Origin of the sequence: Nocardia sp. NPDC058480, from assembly GCF_042720495.1 — a bacterium.
Taxonomy (GTDB): Bacteria; Actinomycetota; Actinomycetes; order Mycobacteriales; family Mycobacteriaceae; genus Nocardia.
This window is the reverse complement of sequence record NZ_JBHXMN010000002.1, coordinates 390,478-410,725: the sequence shown is the minus strand read 5'-3', so window position 1 is coordinate 410,725 and position 20,248 is coordinate 390,478. Positions and strand designations below refer to the sequence as shown.

Sequence of the window (20,248 nt, the reverse complement as noted above, 5' to 3'; positions counted from 1 at the left end):
CCAGTGGCGATGCAGACACCGCCCCCGTCTGGCCTTCTCCAGTGGCGTCGAGTTCCGTGCCCCGGCCGCCTCAGCGGATCGAGCGCACGACGTGCTGGGTATCGTCCGCGGCCGCGGTCACGGCCTCGGTGAGCAGCTCGTCGAGGTGATACGGGTAGACGGCCTCGCCCGCGTCATCGAGTGCGCGGATGTCGTCGGCCGAGCACCAGCGGTGGTCGGTGATCGTGCGGCGTTCCAGCGCGGTGAGGTCGGCCGGGCGCCATTCGAAACCCGGCGAGCGCAGGGTGAAGAACAATTCCTCGGAGCGGATGAGTTCGCCGTTGAACGGGAACACCGCGACGCGACGCCACAGCGGACCGCGCAGCGACGCCGGATCCACGCGCTGACCGGTCTCCTCGTGGATCTCGCGGACCGCGGCGTCGCGCAGGGTCTCCCCCGGTTCGACCCCGCCACCGACGGTGAACCAGAAGGCGACCTCGGGGATCATCGGGTCGTGGCCGCGCAGCAGCAGCACCCGGTTCTGCTCGTCGAGCAGGATCACCCGCGCGGAAGTGCGGGTGATGTGCACGACCAGGCCGGTGGCGGCGGCGGGTGTGGCGCGCTCGGTGATCTCGAAATAGTGCGGCAGCGGTGCGGTACCGCCGAGGTGCAGGATGCGTACGGGCCTGCGGGTGCGCAGGGCCAGGGTGTCGCGCACGGCGTCGTTGTGGAAACGGCGCGCGATCAGCACGCGAGCCTCGGCGTCGGCGAGTTCGGCCACCAGCTGGGGTCGCAGGTGGTCGATGTCGACTAGGGACAGCGCGGCGGACAGCTGGTTCTCGATCGTTTCCCGGTTGCCGCGGTCGGCGCGTTCGGCGCGATCGGCCAGTGCGGCGAGCTGGGTGGCGCGTTCGGCCCGGCGCGGATCGGTGCTCACCGGACCGGCCTCCCCGAAGCGGTGTACGCCGAGGCCGGGGGGTTCCTGCCGGTGATGGTCGGCTACGGCCATGGCCACCGCGCGTGCGACCACGGCACGACGGGCGAGTGCGGCGTCGAGTGCCTGCCAGGATTGATCGGAGCGCACGTGCAGCCTGTCCAGGCGGTTCGCGGTGGAGTAGGCCCACACTCCGAGGGCGAGGACGAGCAGTGCGACCAGCCCGAGAACGAGGACGGTGGTCGCGGAGAAGGTGATCATCCGGCGGCCCGCACCCGGTTGTCGCCGATGGTGACGGTCTCGTACACCCGCAGGATCTGTTCGGCCACGACCGGCCAGTCGTAGCCCGCGACCACCTGGGTGGCGGTACTGACCAGTCGTTCGCGCGTCTCGTCGTCGGTGAGGAGGGTGTCGATGGCGGTGGCCAACGCGTCGGAGTCACCGATCGGGGTGAGCAGGCCCGCTGTCCCGTCGCGCAGCACGCGCCGGAAGGCGTCGAGCTCGCTGGCGACCACCGGGGTGCCCGCGGCCATCGCCTCGATCAGGATGATGCCGAAGCTCTCGCCGCCCAGATTCGGCGCGACGTACACATCGGCACTGCGCAGCGCGGCGGCCTTCTCGGCGTCGGAGACCTGTCCGAGAAACCGCAGATGCCCCGCGTGCTCGCCTGCCTCGCGGCGCAACCGTTCCTCGTCACCGCGCCCGACGATGAGGATCTCCACATCGGGATGGTGTTCGATGAGCGCGGGCAGCGCGCCGAGCAGCACGTCCATACCCTTGCGTGGTTCGTCGTAGCGACCGAGGAACAGCACCGTGCGGCCCGCGCGCGGATATCCGTCGAGCGGCTCACCGCGCGCGAACGCGGATACATCGACACCGTTGGGGATCTCCACCGCGTCGGATCCCAGCGCCTCGACCTGCCAGCGCCTGGCCAGCTCGGACACGGCGATCCGCCCGCTGATCTTCTCGTGATACGGGCGGAGCACACCCTGAAAAGTGCTGAGCACCAACGACTTCGTGGTCGAGGTGTGGAAGGTCGCCACGATCGGCCCCTCGGCGATCTTGAGCGCCAGCATCGACAGGCTCGGGGCGTTGGGTTCGTGGATGTGCAGCACGTCGAAGTCGTTGCCGTCGATCCAGCGGCGGATCCTGGTGTAGGCCATCGGGCCGAACGACAACCGCGCCACCGACCCGTTGTAGGGAATCGCGACGGCGCGACCCGCCGAGACGACGAACTCGGGCAGCGGTGTGTCGTCGGAGGCCGGGGCGAGCACGCTCACCTTGTGCCCACGTTCGATGAACACCCGGGCGAGCTCGACCACATGCGCCTGCACGCCGCCGGGGACGTCGAATGAATACGGGCAGATCATCCCGATCTTCACCGCTGGCCCCCTGTGTCCTGCATCCGCGACAGTCGTTCGGACGACAGGTCGCCCTCCCAGAGCGGTTGCAGCATGTGCCAGTCGGCCGGATGTTCGGCGATATTGGCCGCGAACCGGTCGGCCAGCCCCTGCGTCGCGGCCGCCACCCCACCGGAAACATCCAGTGCCGGTTCGGCTTTCAGGCCCCAGTTCTCGGTGCCGTCGTCGTCGACGGTGAACCAGCCGTGCACGGGAACCAGTGCGGCACCGGTCTCGATGGCCAGTTTCGCGGCACCGCCGGGCATCCAGGTTCGTTCACCGAAGAAGTCGACCGGCACGCCCTTGCCAGTGAGGTCGCGTTCGCCCATCAGACACACGATCCGGTTCTGGCGCAGCCGTTCGGCGAGTGCCGCGAACGGCGGCTGCTCGCCACCGGTCAGCGGGAACACCTCGAAACCGAGGCTCTCGCGGTAGGCGACGAACCGCTCGAACAGCGATTCGGGCTTCAGTCGTTCGGCCACGGTGGTGAAGTTGTCGTAGTGCTGCACCAGCCACACACCGGCCATATCCCAGTTGCCCGAGTGCGGGAGCACCAGAATGAGGCCGCGACCGTGTTCCAGCGCGGCGTCGACATTCTCCAGACCGTCGACGTAGTAGTCGATCGCGCTGTGGTCCATCGACGGCAGCCGGAACGCCTCACGCCAGTAGCGGGCGTAGGAGCGCATGCTCGCCCGCATCAGCTCGTCGGGCACCTGGTCGGCGGGCACGCCGAGGACCCGGGCGAGGTTGCGGCGCAACTGTTGCGGTCCGCCGCCCTTCACCGCACGATCGGCGCCGAGGTCGAAGACCTTGCGCACCAACCCTTCCGGCGCCGAACGCACCAGACCCCAGCCTGCGGCGTACCCCCAGTCGCTCAACCGATCTTTGAGGCTCACGAGGCCGACCCCTCCGCCGCGTCCGGCTGCGGCGTCGGCGGAATGACCACCCGCGCACCCGGCGAATTGCGCACCGCCAGCACCCGCTGGAACACCGTCACGATGCTCAGCACCGCCAGCACCCACATCGCCACGTACACGGCCCAGGTCAGCCAGCCGATCCCCCAGTGCCCGCCGATGCCGGTGAGCCCCGCGCCGACCAGCACGATGACCAGGCGATCCGGGCGTTCGATGAGTCCACCGTCGGCGGACAGCCCACTCGCCTCGGCCCGCGCCTTGGCGTAGGAGATCACCTGCGAGGTGACCAGCACGATCAAGGTCAGCGCGAACAGTTGCCTGCTGTGCTCGTGATAGACCGCCCACCAGGCGAGTCCGCCGAAGATCGCGCCGTCGGCCACCCGGTCACAGGTGGCGTCGAGAACCGCGCCGTACTTGGTGCCGCCGCCGCGGGCGCGCGCCATCGCCCCGTCGAGCATGTCGAACATGACGAACAGCCAGATCACCATCGTTCCCCAGAACAGGTGTCCGGAGGGAAACAGGGTCACCGCGGCGGCGATCGTCGCCGTGGTGCCGATCAGGGTCATCGCGTCCGGGGTGAGCCCGGTCCCGACGAGCGCTTTGCCCAGCGGCGCAGTCGCTTTCGCAAACGTCTGGCGGCCGAAGAAGCTGAGCACGGTCTTTATTCCTCCCACGCCTCCGCCAGCAGCTGCCGCGTTTCGCGCAACAGCTGAGGCATCACCTTCACCCCGCCGACCACGGTGATGAAGTTCGCATCCCCGCCCCAGCGCGGCACGATGTGCTGGTGCAGGTGGTCGGCGAGCGAACCACCGGCCACACCACCGAGATTGAGACCCACGTTGAATCCGGCAGGCCGCGAGACCTGCTTCATCACGCGAATGGCCCGCTGGGTGAAGGCCATCAGTTCCGCGCTCTCGGCGGGCGTGAGGTCCTCCAGGTCGGCTACCCGGCGGTAAGGCACCACCATCATGTGCCCTGGGTTGTACGGGTACAAGTTGAGCACGGCGTAGACGTGCTCGCCGCGCGCGATGATCAGGCCGTCCTCATCCGACATCTTCGGGATATCGGTGAACGGATGCCCGGTCGCGTCCTTGGGCTTGATCTCACCGGTGATGTAGGACATCCGGTACGGCGTCCACAGCCGCTGGAGGCGGTCGGGCTGGCCCGCCCCGGCGTCGACGATCGAGCCGGCGTCGGGGGCGAGGTTCTCGCTCATGACCCGACCGCAGCGGAGACGACCTCGAACCCCGCGGCGGTGGGTGAGGCGTTCTCGCGGTGGGCGACCCAGGTGGTGATCGTGGCGACCGCGTCGGCGACGGGCACCCCGTTGACCTGGGTGCCGTCGCGGAACCGGAAGCTCACCGCGCCCGCTTCCACGTCGCGTGCGCCCGCCAGCAGCATGAACGGCACCTTCTGCGCGGTCTGGTTGAAGATCTTCTTCTGCATCCGGTCGTCGCTGCGGTCGACCTGCGCGCGCACCCCTGCGTCACGCAGCCGCTCGATCACGCCATCCAGGTGCTCGGCGAAGTTCTCCGCCACCGGGATACCGACGACCTGCACCGGCGAGAGCCAGGCGGGGAACGCACCGGCGTAATGCTCGGTGAGCACGCCGAAGAACCGTTCGATCGAGCCGAACAGGGCGCGGTGGATCATCACCGGACGCTGCTTGGTGCCGTCGGAGGAGGTGTACTCGAGGTCGAAACGATCGGGCAGGTTGAAGTCGAGCTGCACGGTCGACATCTGCCAGGTGCGGCCGAGCGCGTCCTTGACCTGCACGGAGATCTTCGGGCCGTAGAACGCGGCGCCGCCAGGGTCGGGCACCAGATCCAGGCCGGATGCCTCGGCGACCTTCTCGAGGGTTTCGGTGGCCTCGGCCCAGAGTTCGTCCGAACCCACGTACTTCTTCGGATCCTTGGTGGACAGCTCGAGGTAGAAGTCGTCGAGGCCGTAGTCCTTCAGCAGGCCGAGGACGAACTGCAGGGTGCTGGTGAGCTCGGCGTGCATCTGCTCTTTGGTGCAGTAGATGTGCGCGTCGTCCTGGGTCATGCCACGCACCCGGGTCAGGCCGTGGATCACGCCGGACTTCTCGTAGCGGTACACCGAGCCGAACTCGAACATCCGCAGCGGCAGCTCACGGTAGGACCGGCCGCGCGCGCCGAAGATCAGGTTGTGCATCGGGCAGTTCATCGGCTTGACGTAGTAGTCCTGGCCGGGCTTGCGGACAGTGCCGTCCTCGTTGAGTTCGGCATCGAGGTGCATGGCCGGGAACATGCCGTCCTTGTACCAGTCGAGATGGCCCGAGATCTCGTACAGATGCCCCTTGGTGAGGTGGGGGGTGTTGACGAACTCGTAGCCCGCGTCGACGTGCCGCTGACGCGAGTACTCCTCCATCTCCTTGCGGATGATGCCGCCCTTGGGGTGGAACACCGGCAGACCCGAACCGAGCGCGTCGGGGAAGGAGAACAGGTCGAGTTCGAGGCCCAGCTTGCGGTGGTCGCGGCGCTCGGCCTCGGCCAGCAGCTCCAGGTGGGCGTCCATCGCCTCGGCCGATTCCCACGCGGTGCCGTACACGCGCTGCAGGTCCTCGCGGTCCTGGTCACCACGCCAGTAGGCGGCCGAGGAACGGGTCAGCTTGAAGGCGGGGATGAACTTGGTGGTGGGGATGTGCGGGCCGCGGCACAGGTCGCCCCACAGCTTTTCACCGGTGCGCGGGTCGAGGTTGTCGTAGATGGTCAGCTCGTTACCGCCGACCTCCATGATCTCGGGATCGTCGATGCCGGACTTGTCGCTGATCAGCTCCAGCTTGAACGGCTCGTTCGCCAGTTCGACGCGGGCGTCATCGATCTCCACGACGCGACGCGAAAAGCGCTGCGCGCCTTTGATGATCTTCTTCATCCGCGATTCCAGCTTGGCCAGATCCTCGGGCGTGAACGGCTTGTCTACCTGGAAGTCGTAGTAGAAGCCGTCCTTGATCGGCGGGCCGATCCCGAGTTTCGCGTCGGGGAACTCCTGCTGCACCGCCTGGGCGAGCACATGCGCGGCCGAGTGCCGGATCACGCTGCGCCCGTCCTCGCTGTTCGCGGGCACCGGCTCGACGTCGGCGTCTTCGGCCGGGATCCAGGACAGATCCTTGAGTGCGCCGTCGACATCACGCACGACGACGACCGTGTCCGGGCCCTTCGTGGGCAAGCCCGCTTCCCGCACCGCTGCGCCCGCGGTAGTCCCGGCCGGCACCCGAACGAGAGCGACGGGACTGATGGGTGCAGAGGTGGTCACGGGAATGTTCTCCTTGACGTCGATACCGGGTCCGTCCGGCGGCTCGCGCAGGGGCACCTGCGCGCCGCACCATGCTATCGGGAGGCCCGATGCGCCGTGTCGATGGACCTATGACCGCGTGTTGGTCAGTGACGGCGAAGGTGGGCGCTGTCCGTGCCGGGCACGCGGCTGTCCGGCGACGGCGTCGAGGGACCGGGTCGCCGATTCAGAACCGGGTGCGTGCGGCGGCGGCCAGCTGTTCGGCTCGATCGGCAGGCGAACGTTTCGGGCAGCTCGTGCACATCTGCCGGCCGGGCACCTCATAGACCAGGCAGCACGAGGCGCGCCGGACGAAGGTGCGGCCCTCGACGGTGACGAACCGTGGCGCGGGCAGGCGCGAGCCCACATCCGCCGCCAGTCGGGTCGCGGCCTCCTTGGTGCCCGCGTCGAGCGCCCGGTTGCCGATGGCATCGGCGACGACCGCCCACAGCGACGGAGCCCCGGCCCCGGACACTGCCGCGACCTGGTAAATCACCGCGGTCAAGGTGTCACGCAAGGCGGTCGCGACCTCCTCGGCCGCCGCCGCACCGGTCTCGCCACCCACGTCCGAGCGCACCGAGCGCCCGGTGGCGTCGACCGGCACCCGGCGGAATTCCGCGTGCTCGACACCACCGTCGGGACGGACCGCACAGTCGAATTCGCCGAGCGCGGCGACCGGCGCTGGCGTGCCCGCCGCGTAGGCGACGGCGATCTGCTCGACCAAGGTCGAGGCGACCATGCACCACCACAGGGTGCCCGCGACCCGGGGAACATCGGTGCCCCAGGTATGGCTCATCGCGTCGATCCGGGCCGCGACCCAGGCGGGGTCGGTGAGTAGGTGGCCCGGAACCGTGCTCACGACATCAGGGGACTGCGCAACCATGGCCAATCGACTCCGATCCACCCTGCGACCATCGAATAAGTACCGAGCAGCCACAACGTCACCAGGACGAGGGCGAAGGTGCCCACCGCGCCGAGCACCTTGATGAACCAGCCGCGCGAGGTGTACCAGTCCATGACGATCCGGTATTTGCCGCGCACCCAGTTCAATGTGTGATGGGCCCAGACGAACTCGGTGGCCAGGATGCCGAATCCCGCGAACACCAGCGCCCAGCCGGGTCCGGGGTACGGGATCGTGATGATCCCGATGATCAGCACCAACCCACCGACCACGCCGACGGCGATGCGGTAGCCGAGGTTGAGGGTAGGGCGCCGCGCGACGTGTCCCCGGAAGGCGCGCCCGCGGTCCTTGACTCCATCCCACCGCCCCGGCCCGTCGGCGGACTCGGTGTCCGCGGATTCGGGGCCGTCGGTGACGCGCTCGGCGGCGGTCGGATCGCTGGTCATGGTTTCCAGCCTACGAGTCCGACCACCGCCGAGTCGCGGTGTCCTGATCGGCGCAGCCGTGACAGCGTTCCTCCGCCGATGCCCGCGGCACCGGCGGAGTGTCGTCAACGGGTGACGGTGAGTGCCGCGTGATCGTCGATCGCGCTGACTCCGTCGACAGTCACCTCGAGCACCCGCGATGTCGCGATGTCGAAGAACAGCCCCGACACCGCCAACCCACGCTCGGCGACAGCGCGGCGCACCGCGGGATTGCGTCCCAGGGTCTCGAGCTGCACGGCGACATTGACCATGCTCAGCTGATCCACCTCGTCGTACCCGGCTGCCCTGGCCGCGGCGGCCACGGGATGGCCCGCGAGGAACCGCTGCAGTGTCGGCTCGGCGTGCCGCAACCAGGAGCTCAGGCCACCCGCGGTGTCGGCGGCGGAATAGACCGCTTTCATCGCGCCGCACGAGGAGTGCCCGCACACCACCACCGAACGCACCGCGAGACTGTCCAGCGCGAAACTCAGTGCCGCTTCGACGGAATCGTCACCGCTGACCGGCACGAGATTGCCCACATTGCGCACGGTGAACAGATCGCCGGGTCCGCTGTTGGTGATCACATTGGGCACGATCCGCGAATCCGAGCAGGTCAGGAAGAACGAGTCCGGATCCTGGCTGTGGTGCAGCCCGTCCAGATGCGGACGCACCACGTGGGCGTGGCCGCGGTGGAAGGCCGCGACACCCGCGGTCACCGCGTCGCCGCCGGACTTCTGGTGCCGCCACGGACGGAGCATGTCGTCGATGGCGGCGCGACCGAATCCGCGGATCGGCGGGGCGGCGGGGGTATCGGCCATCCGCGCACTGCCGATTTCGACGAAATCGACACGGCCACCACCGCTTTCCTGCTGACGTTGCCATTCCTCGATCGCCTCGAACGCGGCGTGGTCGAGGAAGTCGACGGTCATCTCGACGATCACATCGACGCCCGTGGGCACCTTCGCCAGCTCGCCCGACAGTTTCGGCAGCGCGAGGAAGGTGCACGAGCCGTCGATGTGGACCTGCCAGCGTCCGTCGGACAGCGGGGACGCCGTCACCTGCACGCGCACGACCCGCCACAGCAGCAGCCCGAACGCCAGCGCGAGCCCGATGACGACGCCTTCGAGCAGGTTGGTGAACACCACGCCGAGCACGGTCACCACATAGACCAGCAGATCACCGGTGCGCCTGGCCAACCGGATGTGGGCCAGTTTCAGCAACTGCATGCCGATGACGATGAGCAGGCCCGCCAGCGCGGCCTTGGGAATCTGTTCCACCAGGCCGACCAGCGCCACCGAGAACAGCAGAATCCAGAGTCCGTGCAGCACAGTGGAAGCCCTGGTCCGCGCGCCCGCTTGCACATTGGTGGCACTGCGCACGATCACACCGGTGATCGGCAGGCCACCGACCAGACCCGATACGACATTCGCCGTGCCCTGACCGAGCAGTTCCCGATCGAATCCGGTGCGCGGACCGGTGTGCATCTTGTCGACCGCGACGGCCGAGAGCAGGCTCTCCACGCTCGCGATCAACGCGATGGTGAGCACCATCATGGCGATGGCCGACCAGTTGCCCGATGGCAGTTCCGGCAGACCGAGCGCGTCGAAGACCGACCCGCTCAGCGCGATCCGCTCGACGTCGGGCAGACCGAGCGAGAGCACGGTGCCCACGAGCACCGCGACCAGCGGACCGGGCACCGCGCGCAGCTTCGATGGAACGTACTTCCAGCCGAGCATCACCGCGATCACCACGGCGCCGACGAGCGCGTCACTACCGTGCAGCGACAGCAGCTGACCGGGGAGTTCGATCACATTGCGCAGCGCGGTGCTGTGCGAGGAACCACCGAGCAGCACATGGATCTGCTGCAGGGCGATGGTGATGCCGATACCGGCGAGCATGGCGTGGACCACCACCGGGGCGACGGCGAGCGCGGCGCGCGCGATCCGGCTGAGTCCGAACAGGATTTGCAGCACGCCCGCGGCGACCACGATGAAACAGGTTGTGCGCCAACCGAATTGGGCGATGGATTCGGCGACGACCACGGTCAGACCCGCGGCCGGGCCGCTGACCTGCAGGACCGAGCCGCCGAGCAGGCCCGCGACCACACCACCGATCACGGCGGCGGCGAGACCGGCGGCGATCGGCGCGCCGGAGGCGACCGCGATGCCGAGCGAAAGCGGCAGCGCGACAAGGAAAACAACGATGGAAGCGGGTAGATCGTGACGCAGCAGCGTCTGTTGCCAGGCGGGGCGGGACGGCTCGTTCGACGGGCCGTCCACCCGGGGCGGGGCAAGGTCGTTCTCGACAGACATGACTCTCCTTCGCCGACTCCCGGCGCAGGGCCGAGGCCGATCATCACGAGGGCGGTGGTGAAGCAAAGGGGGATGAAGCAAGATTCCGGTGCATCGGCGAACCGGGTACGGGTAGAACCAACCTATTGGTAAAGAATTGGCAAAGCCAGTGTGCCGCACAAACAGTGGGTCTCGCCATAACGGCAGGCAGTCTGTGGCGTGACCCACACCTACCCCCCTTTACACGGGCTCGGCGGCGACCCTGCGGGCCTCCTCTGAACCCGAGATCCCGTCGGCGTGGATCTCGATCACCCGCGCGGTCGCCAGGTCGAAGAACAACCCGGTCACCGCGACACCGCGTTCGGCCATCGCGCTGCGGATCGCCGGATAGTCGACGAGGGTCTGCACCTGGCGGGCGACATTGACCATGCCGAGCTGGTCGACCGGGCCGAAGCCCGCGAGCTCGGCCGCCGTCGCGACCGGATGACCGCCGTGGAACGCGGCCAGAGTCGGCTGAGCGTGCGCGAGCCAGTCGTCCAGACCCGGCCCGGCCTGAACCTGCCGGTACAGCGCCTCCATCGCACCGCAGGCGCTGTGCCCGCACACCACCACCGAGCGCACGTCGAGCTTGTCCAGCGCGTAGATCAGCGCGGCCTCGACCGAGACATCGCTGCCACCGACCGGTACCAGATTGCCGACATTGCGGACGGTGAACAGATCACCGGGACCGCTGTTGGTGATGACATTGGGAACGATGCGGGCGTCGGCGCACGCCAGGAAGAAGGTGTCGGCATCGGGCCGGTGTCGCAATCCGGCCAGGTGCGGCCGCATCAGGTGCGCGTGCTTGCGGTGATAGGCCGCGATGCCTGCGGCGATCGGGTCGACGCCGCCGCTGCGCCGCCATGGCCGAATCGCCTCGTCGACTGCTTTGCGCGCGTGCCCGTGTTCCGGCGGCCCGTCGTGGGTGCGGGCCATCCTGGCGGTGCCGAGTTCCACGAAGTCGACTGTGCCGCCGCCGGATTCACGGGCGTCGGCCCAGTCCGAGAGCAACTCGCACGCCGCGTGGTCGAGAAAGTCCACACTCATCTCGACCGTCACGTCCACACCGTCGGGCACCTTCGCCAGTTCGGTCGTGAGCCGGGGCGCGGCCAGGAAGGTACAGGTGCCCGCGATGCGCACCAGCCAGGTGCCGTCGGTGCGCGGCGCCGCGACGATGGTGAACCGCACGACCCGCCACAGCAGCAAGGCGAACGAGGCGAGCAGCCCGATCACCAGGCCCTGCAACAGGTTCAGCGCGACGACCGCGATCACGGTGACCAGGTAGACGTAGATGTCGCCGGTGCGGCGGGCACGTTTGATATGCGCCAGCTTCACCAACTGCACCCCGATCAGCACCAGCAGCCCGGCCAGCGCCGCCGTCGGGATCTGCCGGACCAGGCCGACCAGCGCGACCGCGAACACCAGGATCCAGCCACCGTGCAGCACAGTCGCCGCCCTGCTGCGGGCGCCCGCGTTGGCGTTGGTGATGCTGCGGACGATGACCGCCGCGATCGGCAGACCACCCAGCACGCCCGAGACCATGTTCGCCGCGCCCTGACCGCAGAGTTCGCGGTCGAAGTCGGTGCGCTGGTCGGGGCGCAATTTGTCGACCGCGACGGCCGAGAGCAGCGTCTCCACACTGGCGATGAGTGCGACGGTGAGCATGGTGAGCACCAGCGGCAGCCACCCGCCGTGCGGCAACGCGGGCAACCCGATCCCGTCGAGCAGCGAGCCGTCGAGGCGCACCCGTTCCACCGTCACCGGCAGTATCAAGGAGACCACCGTGGCCGCCACCACCGCGACCAGCGGGCCGGGCACCACCCGAACCCGGCGCGGCAGATACTGCCATCCGATCAGCACGGCGATCACCAGCAGCCCGACGAACAAGTCGCCCTTCTGCACCGACATCACCTGACGCGGAAGCTCGACGATGCTGCCCCACGGCGAGCTGACCGTCGTTCCGCCGAGGAGCACGTGAACCTGTTGCAGGGCGATGATCACCCCGATGCCGGCAAGCATCGCGTGCACCACCACCGGCGCGATACCGAGCACGGCTCGCGCGACGCGGCTGAGCCCGAACAAGATCTGCAGTACACCCGCCCCGACGGTGATGAAACACATGGCGGCCCAACCGAATTGCTGGACCGCTCCCGCCACCACGACGGCGAGACTCGCGGTGGGCCCGCTGACCTGAACCTTCGAGCCGCCGAGTAATCCCGCGACCACCCCGCCGACGGCGGCGGCGATGAGCCCGGCGACGACCGGCGCGCCGGAGGCGAGCGCGACCCCGAGCGACAGCGGCAGCGCGACGAGAAACACCACGAGTGACGCTGGAAGATCTTGTTGGAGAACCGATTTCAGTGACGCATGCGACAGCGTGCGCGCCGTCGCGGTGGTGGTGCCCGGATCATTGTCGGTCATCATTCTCCTTCGCCGGGGCGGATGAGCTCCCGGTTCATCGGTCGAACATGCACTGGCAATTGATGCTGAGCTGCGAGCGAACGACGGATCTGCAGCACTGCTCGAAAGAGAGCGGACTCCAGACACAGAGTCGCGTCAATAGTAAAGACCTTCCCAAGCGCTAGAAAACGTTCTGGGAAGAATGGGACGAAATCGCTGTCGATTTGTGACCTCAGTCACAGAGTAGGTTCTCGGCCAGCTGCCGCTGCGTCGCCTCGTCGAGACCGGCGCTGGTCGCCCACGCGGTGGCGCCACCGTGCTCGGTGTCCAGGTGGATCAGGAACTGGCGCATGGTTGCCACGTCGGCGGCGAAGACCCAGGCGGGGAGCCGATCTGCCGCGTCATCCACCAGTCGAACCCGCTCGCCGCGAGCCCGCAGCGCCGCGATGTTCGGGGTGGTGGCGGCATAGTCGGCGATGATGTCGTCCGCGCGCACCCCGGCGACGGCCAGTAGCAGCGCGATCACCACCCCGGTGCGATCCTTGCCCGCGGCGCAGTGGACCAGCGCGGGCAACTGACCCGGGGTGGCGAGCAGGCGCAGCACGGCGGCGATGTTCTCGCTGCTGTGCTCGAGGTATTCGCAGTACCGGTCGAACAGGCTTCCGTCGGGCGAGACCTCGGTGAGGTCGAGGCGCACCCGGTCCGCGCCGTAGACGTGCAGGTTGCGGTAGTCAGCGACGGCGTCGACCACGGTACCTGTTCCGTCCGTGACGATCTCGCCCGGCGCACGCAGGTCGACGATCGTGCGAAGCCCACACTCGGTCAGCAGGAACGACACATCTTCGGCGTCCAGCCCGGTGAGCAGATCCGACCGTAGCACCCGCAAGCGGCGCACCTGCCGCCCGTCCCTCGTGCGCAACCCGCCCAGATCCCGTGCGTTCACCGCACCGCGCAGCGGCAATTCCCGGCCCATCGAAGAACTCACACCGTTGGTCATCACAATCCCCGTTCTCATTTTCGCAGCGCCTGTTCGCAAACGTTGATCAACGGTATTCGGTGCCGGACGCCGCGAATTCCGAAATCCGCTCCGCCGCAACGCTCTTCCGACTGTTTTCACAGGTCAGCGCACTGACTGCGTCGATTCGATCGGGAAATTCGATGGACGGATCGGAATGTTCGATACGAGGCGGCGGGGTCGGTTCCCATCGACCGTCGGACACGGCGAGGGAGAAACGATCACGAATCGAGAAGTTTCGAAGTCGGTGCCGTGGAAGCATTGTTTCCACCGATCAACGAAAGGGTTTTCGATGAACATCATCGAGGTTCGACGAGCTCATCGATGGCTTGCCGTCAGCTTTCTCGCGGCAGTACTGATCACGGTGATCGGGTTGTCGCTGAGTGGACCGGAATGGGTGGTCTACCTGCCGCTGTTTCCGCTAGCCGGACTCTTTCTGTCCGGTTCGCTGATGTTCGCGCTGGTCTACCGCGGCTCGCGACGCGCACCGGCGTCCGGCCGGAGTTCGGGTGTCCGGCGCGTTCGCCGAGCGCACCGGTGGTCGGCGGTGGTGTTCGTCGTCACGGTTGTCGCGACGGTGATCGCGCTGGCGCGGCAAGAGCCGGTCGTGTGGGTGTCCTATCTTCCGTTGATCCCGCTCGCCGGACTCTTCCTGTCGGGCTCGATCATGCTGGTAGCGCCGCTGGTGCGGGCGCGGCGCGTCCAGTAGGAGGGCGACTTCCCGGCGTCAGCCGATGTCGACCACCCGCGCCCACGCGGGTGGCCTGTCCGGGACGTAGTCCGGGTTGTTCTCCTGCCACGCGCGCTCCCGGCTGAACAGGCCGACCACGGTTCGGCACGCCGGTTGTTGGGACGGCCAGGGCGTCTGGCCGTCGGTCAGGGCCACGAGGACATCCGGGCGGGTGCGCAGGGCCTTGGTGAAGCCGGTTCGCAGGTCGGTGCCGCCACCGCCGATCAGCAGCATCCCCTCGGCCTGGCACAGCGGGTGGGCGATGCGGGCCGCGGCGTCGCAGGAGAACACGGTGACCAGGTCACGGCGGCCGCCGACGGCGCGGACGATCGCGGCCACTTCGAGCAGGGCGCTGCCCAGTTCGTCATCGCTGACCGATCCCGAGGTATCGATGACCACGCTGACCCGAGGTGGGGTGCGGCGCAAGCTAGGCAACACGATGCCGGGTAATGCCGTCGAACGCCGGGCCGGGCGCCGGTAGGTGTAGTCCTCGCCGACGCCGGGGGCCGATGTTGCCGCGCGGAGGGCGGCGCCGAGCAGATCCCGCCATGGCTGGGACGGGTGCAAGGCCTCTTTCGCCCAGCGCCGCCACCCCTGTGGCGCGTCACCGGGACGGCCGATGATGCCCTGCGCCACCAGGAACCGGACGCCGTCGCGTTGCTGTTCGCTGAGCCCGTCCGCACCGTCGGGCCCCAGGTCCCACTCGCGGTCCGATCCGTCCGCACCGCTGCCACAGTCGAGCCAGGCCAGGTCTTGGGTCAGATGCCCGAGCCGGAACTGACCCAGATAGTCCTCCATGAGCTGGCCTTCGTCGAGTCCCAGTGTTCTGGGCAGGACCGCCCCAGCCGGCTGGACCAGACCGTCGCCGAACGCGTCATCGTTGATTTCGGCATCCGCGGCGATATTCATCCGCAGTCGTTCCCCCGGGCCGGTCAGGTCGTGGGTATGGGCGTAGCGGTCGCTGCGCGCGTGATGGTCACGCAGCAGGTGCGAAACCTCGTGCACCAGTATCGAAGCCAGTTCCTCCACCGGCGTGTGGTCGACGAACCTGGGCGAGACGTAGCACCGCCAGTGCTTGTCCACGCTCATCGTCGGCACCACCGGCGACTCGACGATGTGCAGCGCGTACAGGGCGGTGGCCAAATACGGTCGGGCCGAAACCGCGTGCAGCCGTGCGGCATACAGCTTGACGAAATCCAGCCCGGTGATGTCGGCCCTCATCGGCCCGCCTTGACGGCAACGCGGGCGGCGGCGCGATCGGCACTCTGGGACACCGATACCACCGCGGCGAGCTGTTCGATCGACGCGGGTACTTCCCAGTCGTCGCGGCGCAGCGTGGCCAGAGTGGTCGCGGGAACAACCACCAGGTCAGGCGCTCCGGTTTCCACGGCTTTGACCAGCAACGACCAGGCCGCGTCCCAACGAGACTTCTCCGGTCGTTTGCGGACCGCGGCCACCACACCGTCGAGCACGGCCTGGCGCAGGTCGCCCCGCTCCGGCAGCTCCGCGGTGTCGGGATCGGCCAGCAGCGCCTCCGGGTCGGGCAGATCCATCCGATCGATGCTGGTCAGCAATTCGAAACCGGCACCGTCCCCGACCGTGCCGCGGATCAACTGCGACAGCACATCGCGACTGGTGTCGGCCGCGGTGGCGAAGGCGATCAGCCGCACGGTCATCTCCCAGCTTCGCGGCGACGGCCAAGGACCGCCCCTTCGGGTCTCGGTGGTGGGAATCTGATGCACGAGCTTCGGCCGCGCCGCGAGCAGCGTGCACACCGACCGACGAGCGAATGCCACTGCCTCCGAGAGGCTTTCGGGTGCGATACGGGGCAGGGTCGCGCGCGGCCATGTCCCGCCGAGGCCTCGGACAACGACGTCGTGGTCGTGGGCCCACTGCAGGTGCACGAATCGGTTCGCCAACGGCGGACTCAGCTCCCAGCCGTCGGCCGCCGAGGAGCGCGGGTTGGCGGCGGCGACGATGCGCACGCCCGGCGGCAATTCCAGTGCGCCGACCCGCCTTTCGAGGACCACGCGCAGCAGCGCGGCCTGCACGGCGGGAGGTGCGGTGGACAGTTCGTCGAGGAACAGCAAGCCGCGCCCGACCTTCACCAGCCGCACGGCCCAATCCGGCGGCGCCATTGGCACACCCTGGTTCGCGGGGTCGTCACCGATGATCGGCAGACCCGAAAAGTCCGACGGCTCATGCACACTCGCGATCACCGTGGTCAGCGGTAGGTCCAGGGACTCGGCGAGTTGTGTCAACGCGGCGGTCTTGCCGATGCCCGGCTCACCCCACAGCAGCACCGGCAGGTCGGCGGCCACGGCCAAGGTCAGCGCTTCCAGTTGCGCGTTGCGACGCGGCTCCGTCTGCACCGCGCCCAGCAGAGCGAGGAGTTCACCGGCGACGTCGAGCTGGGAGCCGACGGGGCGAATCGGGAGCGGCGGGCAGAGAGTGGGAACAGTCATGTGCGAATCACCTTTGGGTTCAGAAGAATTCGATGGATGGGACGGTTGGTGCGAAGTCGAGTTCAGTGCGAGCCGGCTGACGTGCGGGCGAAGGCCGGCCAACAACCGAGCCGGATGTGAGCTCGGCCCGTCAACGCGAAGTCGGCTGACCCGATACACCGATCAGCAGGTCAGTGCGAATCCATGGAGTGTGGACGCGCTGGATGCTCGGCAGGCGCTCGCCGGTGCGAGAACGCATGACCCCGATGTGCCGGTCGCGTCAGCGCAATGCCGCGTGTCGCGGATGTGCTCGACGCTCGCGGCGGTCGCGCCGGATGGGAGGGACGTGGCCGCGACCCGGTGCGGGGAGGCCTGCCCGGAACAAGCCGTAGGTAATCCGTTGTCGTACAGCGGCTTCGAGTGCGTCCCTGAGTGGTCCGTCACGCAGCACCGCGTCGGCACCGAGCCTGGCTTCGACGATGGTGAGGGCACCGTCGATATCGCCGTGGTCCAGTCGGTCGCAGACGCCGACGAGCCAATCCGGTTGGCGCAGTGATCGGTCGATGGCTTGCAGGCAGGGCATCGGGGTTCCGGTCAGGGCTGCCAGCAACTCCTCGCGCCGGATTTCGGTGGGGTCGTGGTCCAAGGCGGCGAGCACCCCGTTCACCAAACCGATCCGGTGGCGTTCGCCCCGGCACTCGACGATCCGATGATCGGCGGTGACCCCGGGTGTCTCGGTCGGCGCGCCGTCGCGTCCGAGCGCGGAAGCGACCAGTGGATGCAGTCGATCGGCGGTGATCGCACCCGCGCGCAGCAATTCCAGGTCTGGGAGCACCCAGGTCGCGGCATCGGGCAGGACCGGAAGGGCGGAGATTCCGCCGCGCGGGTGCTCCCTCGAAATCCTTACTGCGGGTGAGTCATCCGCGCGCACGTCCAACACGACCCGCTTCCGCGCACCGCACCGCACCAGAACCAGTCCGGACCGGCATCCCTGCGCCCGCAGCAGAATTCCCGCTTCGTCCGCCCAACGGTCGACGGCACAACCTGGCAGCACCGTTGCGGACAGGCCGAAGTCGAGCCCACCGGCCTGCGTGATCGGATCAGCCGGCCCGTGGTCGGGGCGATCTGCCCACGCGATCGGACCGGGCAGCCCGAAGCCGGGGGCGCCATCCGGCGGCAGCGACACGGAATCCCCAGAGCGGGTTCGCAACTCCCCCACTCTGCGCGAATCCCACAGGTGACGGTGCAGGTCGAGCCGGTAGCGACTGTTGGGTCGCGGGTGTGGGTGCATGCGGGCACTCGTCGCGGGGCTCATCGTGTCCCACAGCGCGAGGCTGATCCGCTGACCGGCAGCCGCCCACGCCGGTGGCGTACGGACAACCAGGTGCAGGCTACTGGGACACGGTGTTCCGGTGCCGAGGTTCGCGACGTCGTCGGCATCGTAGCGAGCCAACACCATCGTCAACCCGGGCCGCAACAATCCGTCCGGCGCGATTCTGGGTAGATGCCAGCGCAACAGATCCGGTGCCAGATACCGCAGGTCGGCCCGCACGCGAGCGGCGAGTCCCCGCCCGTGCGTCCGCGCCAACGACCGCAGATCGATATCCACATCGACGTGCGCCGCGGCGCATGCCCCGGACCAGTCGCCGACGAGACGCCGGGACCCGGCGACATCGATCATCCCGGGCGGCACGGCGAGTTCGCGCACACGCAGCCAGAGGGCCAGGCGCGAATCGTCATACGACACACGGGAGCACTGCGGATTATCGGTGAATTCCCCGCGTTCATGCGGGAGAGAAGCCGGTTCGATGACCGGCGTGGGGCTCAACGGCCCGGGCGCAGGACGCCCTTTCGACTCGATGTCATGTGGCCAGTATGCACAACATCGCGCGGCCCGACAAGCGGTCACGTTCGCCGCACGCGCTCCGCATCCGGTCGACGAGGTAGGCGGGCCCAGGTCAGAGACCCGGTGCCCGCCTCACCACCGTGTCGCTACCGCGCGTCGGTCAGTTCGCGTACGTCGGACTGCGCACCCAGCTGCGGGTAGGTCGGGTATTCGATGCCCGAGATGTACTGCACGGTCCGTACCACCTGGCACGAGTAGCCGAACTCGTTGTCGTACCAGACGTAGAGGATCGCGGTGTCGCCCTCGACGATGGTGGCGTTGGCGTCGATGATCGAGGCCGCGCGCGAGCCGATGAAGTCGCTCGAGACCGCGTCGGTGGCGGCGGTGTAGTCGAGGTTGCGGCTCAACGGGCCCGCCAGGGAGACCTGACGCAGGTAGGCGAGCACGTCTTCCTTGGTGGTGTCCTGCTTCAGCTGCAGGTTCAAGATCGCGACCGAGACGTCCGGGGTGGGAACACGGATCGAGTTGCCGGTGATCTTGGCCTTGAAGTCCGGCATCGCCTTCGCGACGGCCGAGGCGGCGCCGGTCTCGGTGAGCACCAGGTTGAACGGCGCGGAGCGGCCGCGACGATCGGCCTTGTGGTAGTTGTCCAGCAGGTTCTGGTCGTTGGTGAACGAGTGCACCGTCTCGACGTGTCCGCGGACGATCCCGAATTCGTCGTCCATGGCCTTGAGCGGCGGCACGATCGCGTTGGTCGTGCACGAGGCGCAGGAGAAGATCTGCTGCGACAGGTCCAGATCGCGGTGGTTGACGCCGTGCACGATGTTGGGCACGTCACCCTTGCCCGGCGCGGTGAGCAGCACCTTCGCGATGCCGGGGCGCAGGTGCTGCTCCAGGCCGTCACGGTCACGCCAGCGACCGGTGTTGTCGATCAGGATCGCATTGTCGATGCCATAGGCGGTGTAGTCGATCGTCGTCGGGTCATCGCTGTAGATGAACTTGATGACGTTGCCGTTCGCGGTGATCGTCTCGTTGTCGGTATCGACCTTGATCGTGCCGTTGAAGTGCCCGTGCACCGAATCCCGGCGCAGCAGCGATGCCCGCTTGGCCAGGTCGTCATCGCCACCCCGGCGAACCACCACCGCACGCAGGCTCAGCCCGTTGCCCGACCCGGCCTTCTCGATCAGCAGCCGGGTGACCAGCCGCCCGATCCGCCCGAACCCGTAGAGCACCACATCGCGCGGCCCCTGCGACACGGCCTTGTTGTCGTCACTCACCTGCGCGAGCACCGACGTGGTGTACTCCTCGACCGACAGCCCACGCTCATCCGCGTGATAGGCCATCACGAGCTGACCGAGATCGATCTTGCACGGCCCCAGATCCAACCGGCTGATCACCTGCAGAAATGGCAACGTCTCGTCCACCGACAGCTCTTCGCCGCCGATCTGCCGCGCGAATCGATGCGTCCGCAGAATGCTGATCACCGACTTGTTCACCAGCGACCGACTGTGCAGCAGAATCGTCACACCCTTGCTGCGGTACAACGTCCCGATGATCGGAATCATCGCCTCAGCAGCAGCTTCCTGAGCGTTCCAGC

The 20,248-nt window shown here is 68.0% G+C and carries 16 protein-coding genes; 1 reads left to right on the top strand and 15 read right to left on the bottom strand.

Features of this window, described 5'->3' with window-relative positions; genetic code table 11:
• Positions 1–70: 70 nt before the first annotated feature.
• The 11 genes from ACFWO8_RS07470 to ACFWO8_RS07420 all read right to left on the bottom strand — a co-directional run bounded on the left by ACFWO8_RS07470 (position 71) and on the right by ACFWO8_RS07420 (position 13,613).
• Positions 71–1,171: an NUDIX domain-containing protein gene (locus ACFWO8_RS07470; protein ID WP_378946227.1), complete on the bottom strand. Its 1,101-nt coding sequence runs from the start codon at positions 1,169–1,171 to the stop codon at positions 71–73.
• Positions 1,171–2,295 carry a glycosyltransferase family 4 protein gene (locus ACFWO8_RS07465; RefSeq protein ID WP_378945184.1) on the bottom strand — a complete coding sequence of 375 codons (1,125 nt, stop codon included), beginning with the start codon at positions 2,293–2,295 and terminating at the stop codon, positions 1,171–1,173. Before ACFWO8_RS07465 ends, ACFWO8_RS07470 begins: the two co-directional genes overlap by 1 nt.
• Complete coding sequence (locus ACFWO8_RS07460) at positions 2,292–3,209, bottom strand: phosphatidylinositol mannoside acyltransferase (protein WP_378945180.1); 918 nt, start codon at positions 3,207–3,209, stop codon at positions 2,292–2,294. The genes ACFWO8_RS07465 and ACFWO8_RS07460 overlap by 4 nt, the downstream gene beginning before the upstream one ends.
• A complete protein-coding gene (gene pgsA / locus ACFWO8_RS07455; RefSeq protein WP_378946224.1) occupies positions 3,206–3,883 on the bottom strand; it encodes a phosphatidylinositol phosphate synthase in 678 nt (225 codons plus the stop codon). Before pgsA ends, ACFWO8_RS07460 begins: the two co-directional genes overlap by 4 nt.
• Before the next feature lie 5 nt (positions 3,884–3,888).
• On the bottom strand, positions 3,889–4,443 hold the full coding sequence (locus ACFWO8_RS07450; protein WP_378945177.1) for an HIT family protein: 555 nt from the start codon (positions 4,441–4,443) through the stop codon (positions 3,889–3,891).
• Positions 4,440–6,503 (bottom strand): threonine--tRNA ligase, encoded by a 2,064-nt coding sequence (thrS, locus tag ACFWO8_RS07445; protein ID WP_378945174.1) that lies wholly within the window; start codon positions 6,501–6,503, stop codon positions 4,440–4,442. The genes ACFWO8_RS07450 and thrS overlap by 4 nt, the downstream gene beginning before the upstream one ends.
• A gap of 205 nt (positions 6,504–6,708) precedes the next feature.
• Entirely contained in the window at positions 6,709–7,380 is a 672-nt protein-coding gene (locus ACFWO8_RS07440; RefSeq protein WP_378945171.1) for a (2Fe-2S)-binding protein, read from the bottom strand.
• Entirely contained in the window at positions 7,377–7,868 is a 492-nt protein-coding gene (locus tag ACFWO8_RS07435) for a TIGR02611 family protein (protein ID WP_378945166.1), read from the bottom strand. The genes ACFWO8_RS07440 and ACFWO8_RS07435 overlap by 4 nt, the downstream gene beginning before the upstream one ends.
• Positions 7,869–7,972: 104 nt before the next feature.
• Entirely contained in the window at positions 7,973–10,198 is a 2,226-nt protein-coding gene (locus tag ACFWO8_RS07430) for a SulP family inorganic anion transporter (RefSeq protein ID WP_378945163.1), read from the bottom strand.
• A gap of 219 nt (positions 10,199–10,417) precedes the next feature.
• Positions 10,418–12,640 carry a SulP family inorganic anion transporter gene (locus ACFWO8_RS07425; protein ID WP_378945159.1) on the bottom strand — a complete coding sequence of 741 codons (2,223 nt, stop codon included), beginning with the start codon at positions 12,638–12,640 and terminating at the stop codon, positions 10,418–10,420.
• 208 nt (positions 12,641–12,848) lie between these two features.
• Positions 12,849–13,613 (bottom strand): tyrosine-protein phosphatase, encoded by a 765-nt coding sequence (locus ACFWO8_RS07420; protein WP_378945155.1) that lies wholly within the window; start codon positions 13,611–13,613, stop codon positions 12,849–12,851.
• Between the two features lie 310 nt (positions 13,614–13,923).
• Here ACFWO8_RS07420 and ACFWO8_RS07415 point away from each other — a divergent pair, with 310 nt between their 5' ends.
• Entirely contained in the window at positions 13,924–14,340 is a 417-nt protein-coding gene (locus ACFWO8_RS07415; RefSeq protein WP_378945150.1) for a hypothetical protein, read from the top strand.
• 18 nt (positions 14,341–14,358) lie between these two features.
• Here ACFWO8_RS07415 and ACFWO8_RS07410 read toward each other — a convergent pair whose 3' ends face one another.
• The 4 genes from ACFWO8_RS07410 to ACFWO8_RS07395 form a co-directional block, all read right to left on the bottom strand.
• Positions 14,359–15,582: a VWA-like domain-containing protein gene (locus tag ACFWO8_RS07410; RefSeq protein ID WP_378945147.1), complete on the bottom strand. Its 1,224-nt coding sequence runs from the start codon at positions 15,580–15,582 to the stop codon at positions 14,359–14,361.
• On the bottom strand, positions 15,579–16,826 hold the full coding sequence (locus ACFWO8_RS07405; RefSeq protein WP_378945144.1) for an AAA family ATPase: 1,248 nt from the start codon (positions 16,824–16,826) through the stop codon (positions 15,579–15,581). The genes ACFWO8_RS07410 and ACFWO8_RS07405 overlap by 4 nt, the downstream gene beginning before the upstream one ends.
• Positions 16,827–17,085: 259 nt before the next feature.
• Positions 17,086–18,486, bottom strand: a complete 1,401-nt coding sequence (locus ACFWO8_RS07400) for a hypothetical protein (RefSeq protein WP_378946219.1) — start codon at positions 18,484–18,486, stop codon at positions 17,086–17,088.
• A gap of 311 nt (positions 18,487–18,797) precedes the next feature.
• Entirely contained in the window at positions 18,798–20,216 is a 1,419-nt protein-coding gene (locus tag ACFWO8_RS07395) for a glyceraldehyde-3-phosphate dehydrogenase (protein WP_378946214.1), read from the bottom strand.
• Between the last annotated feature and the right edge of the window lie 32 nt (positions 20,217–20,248).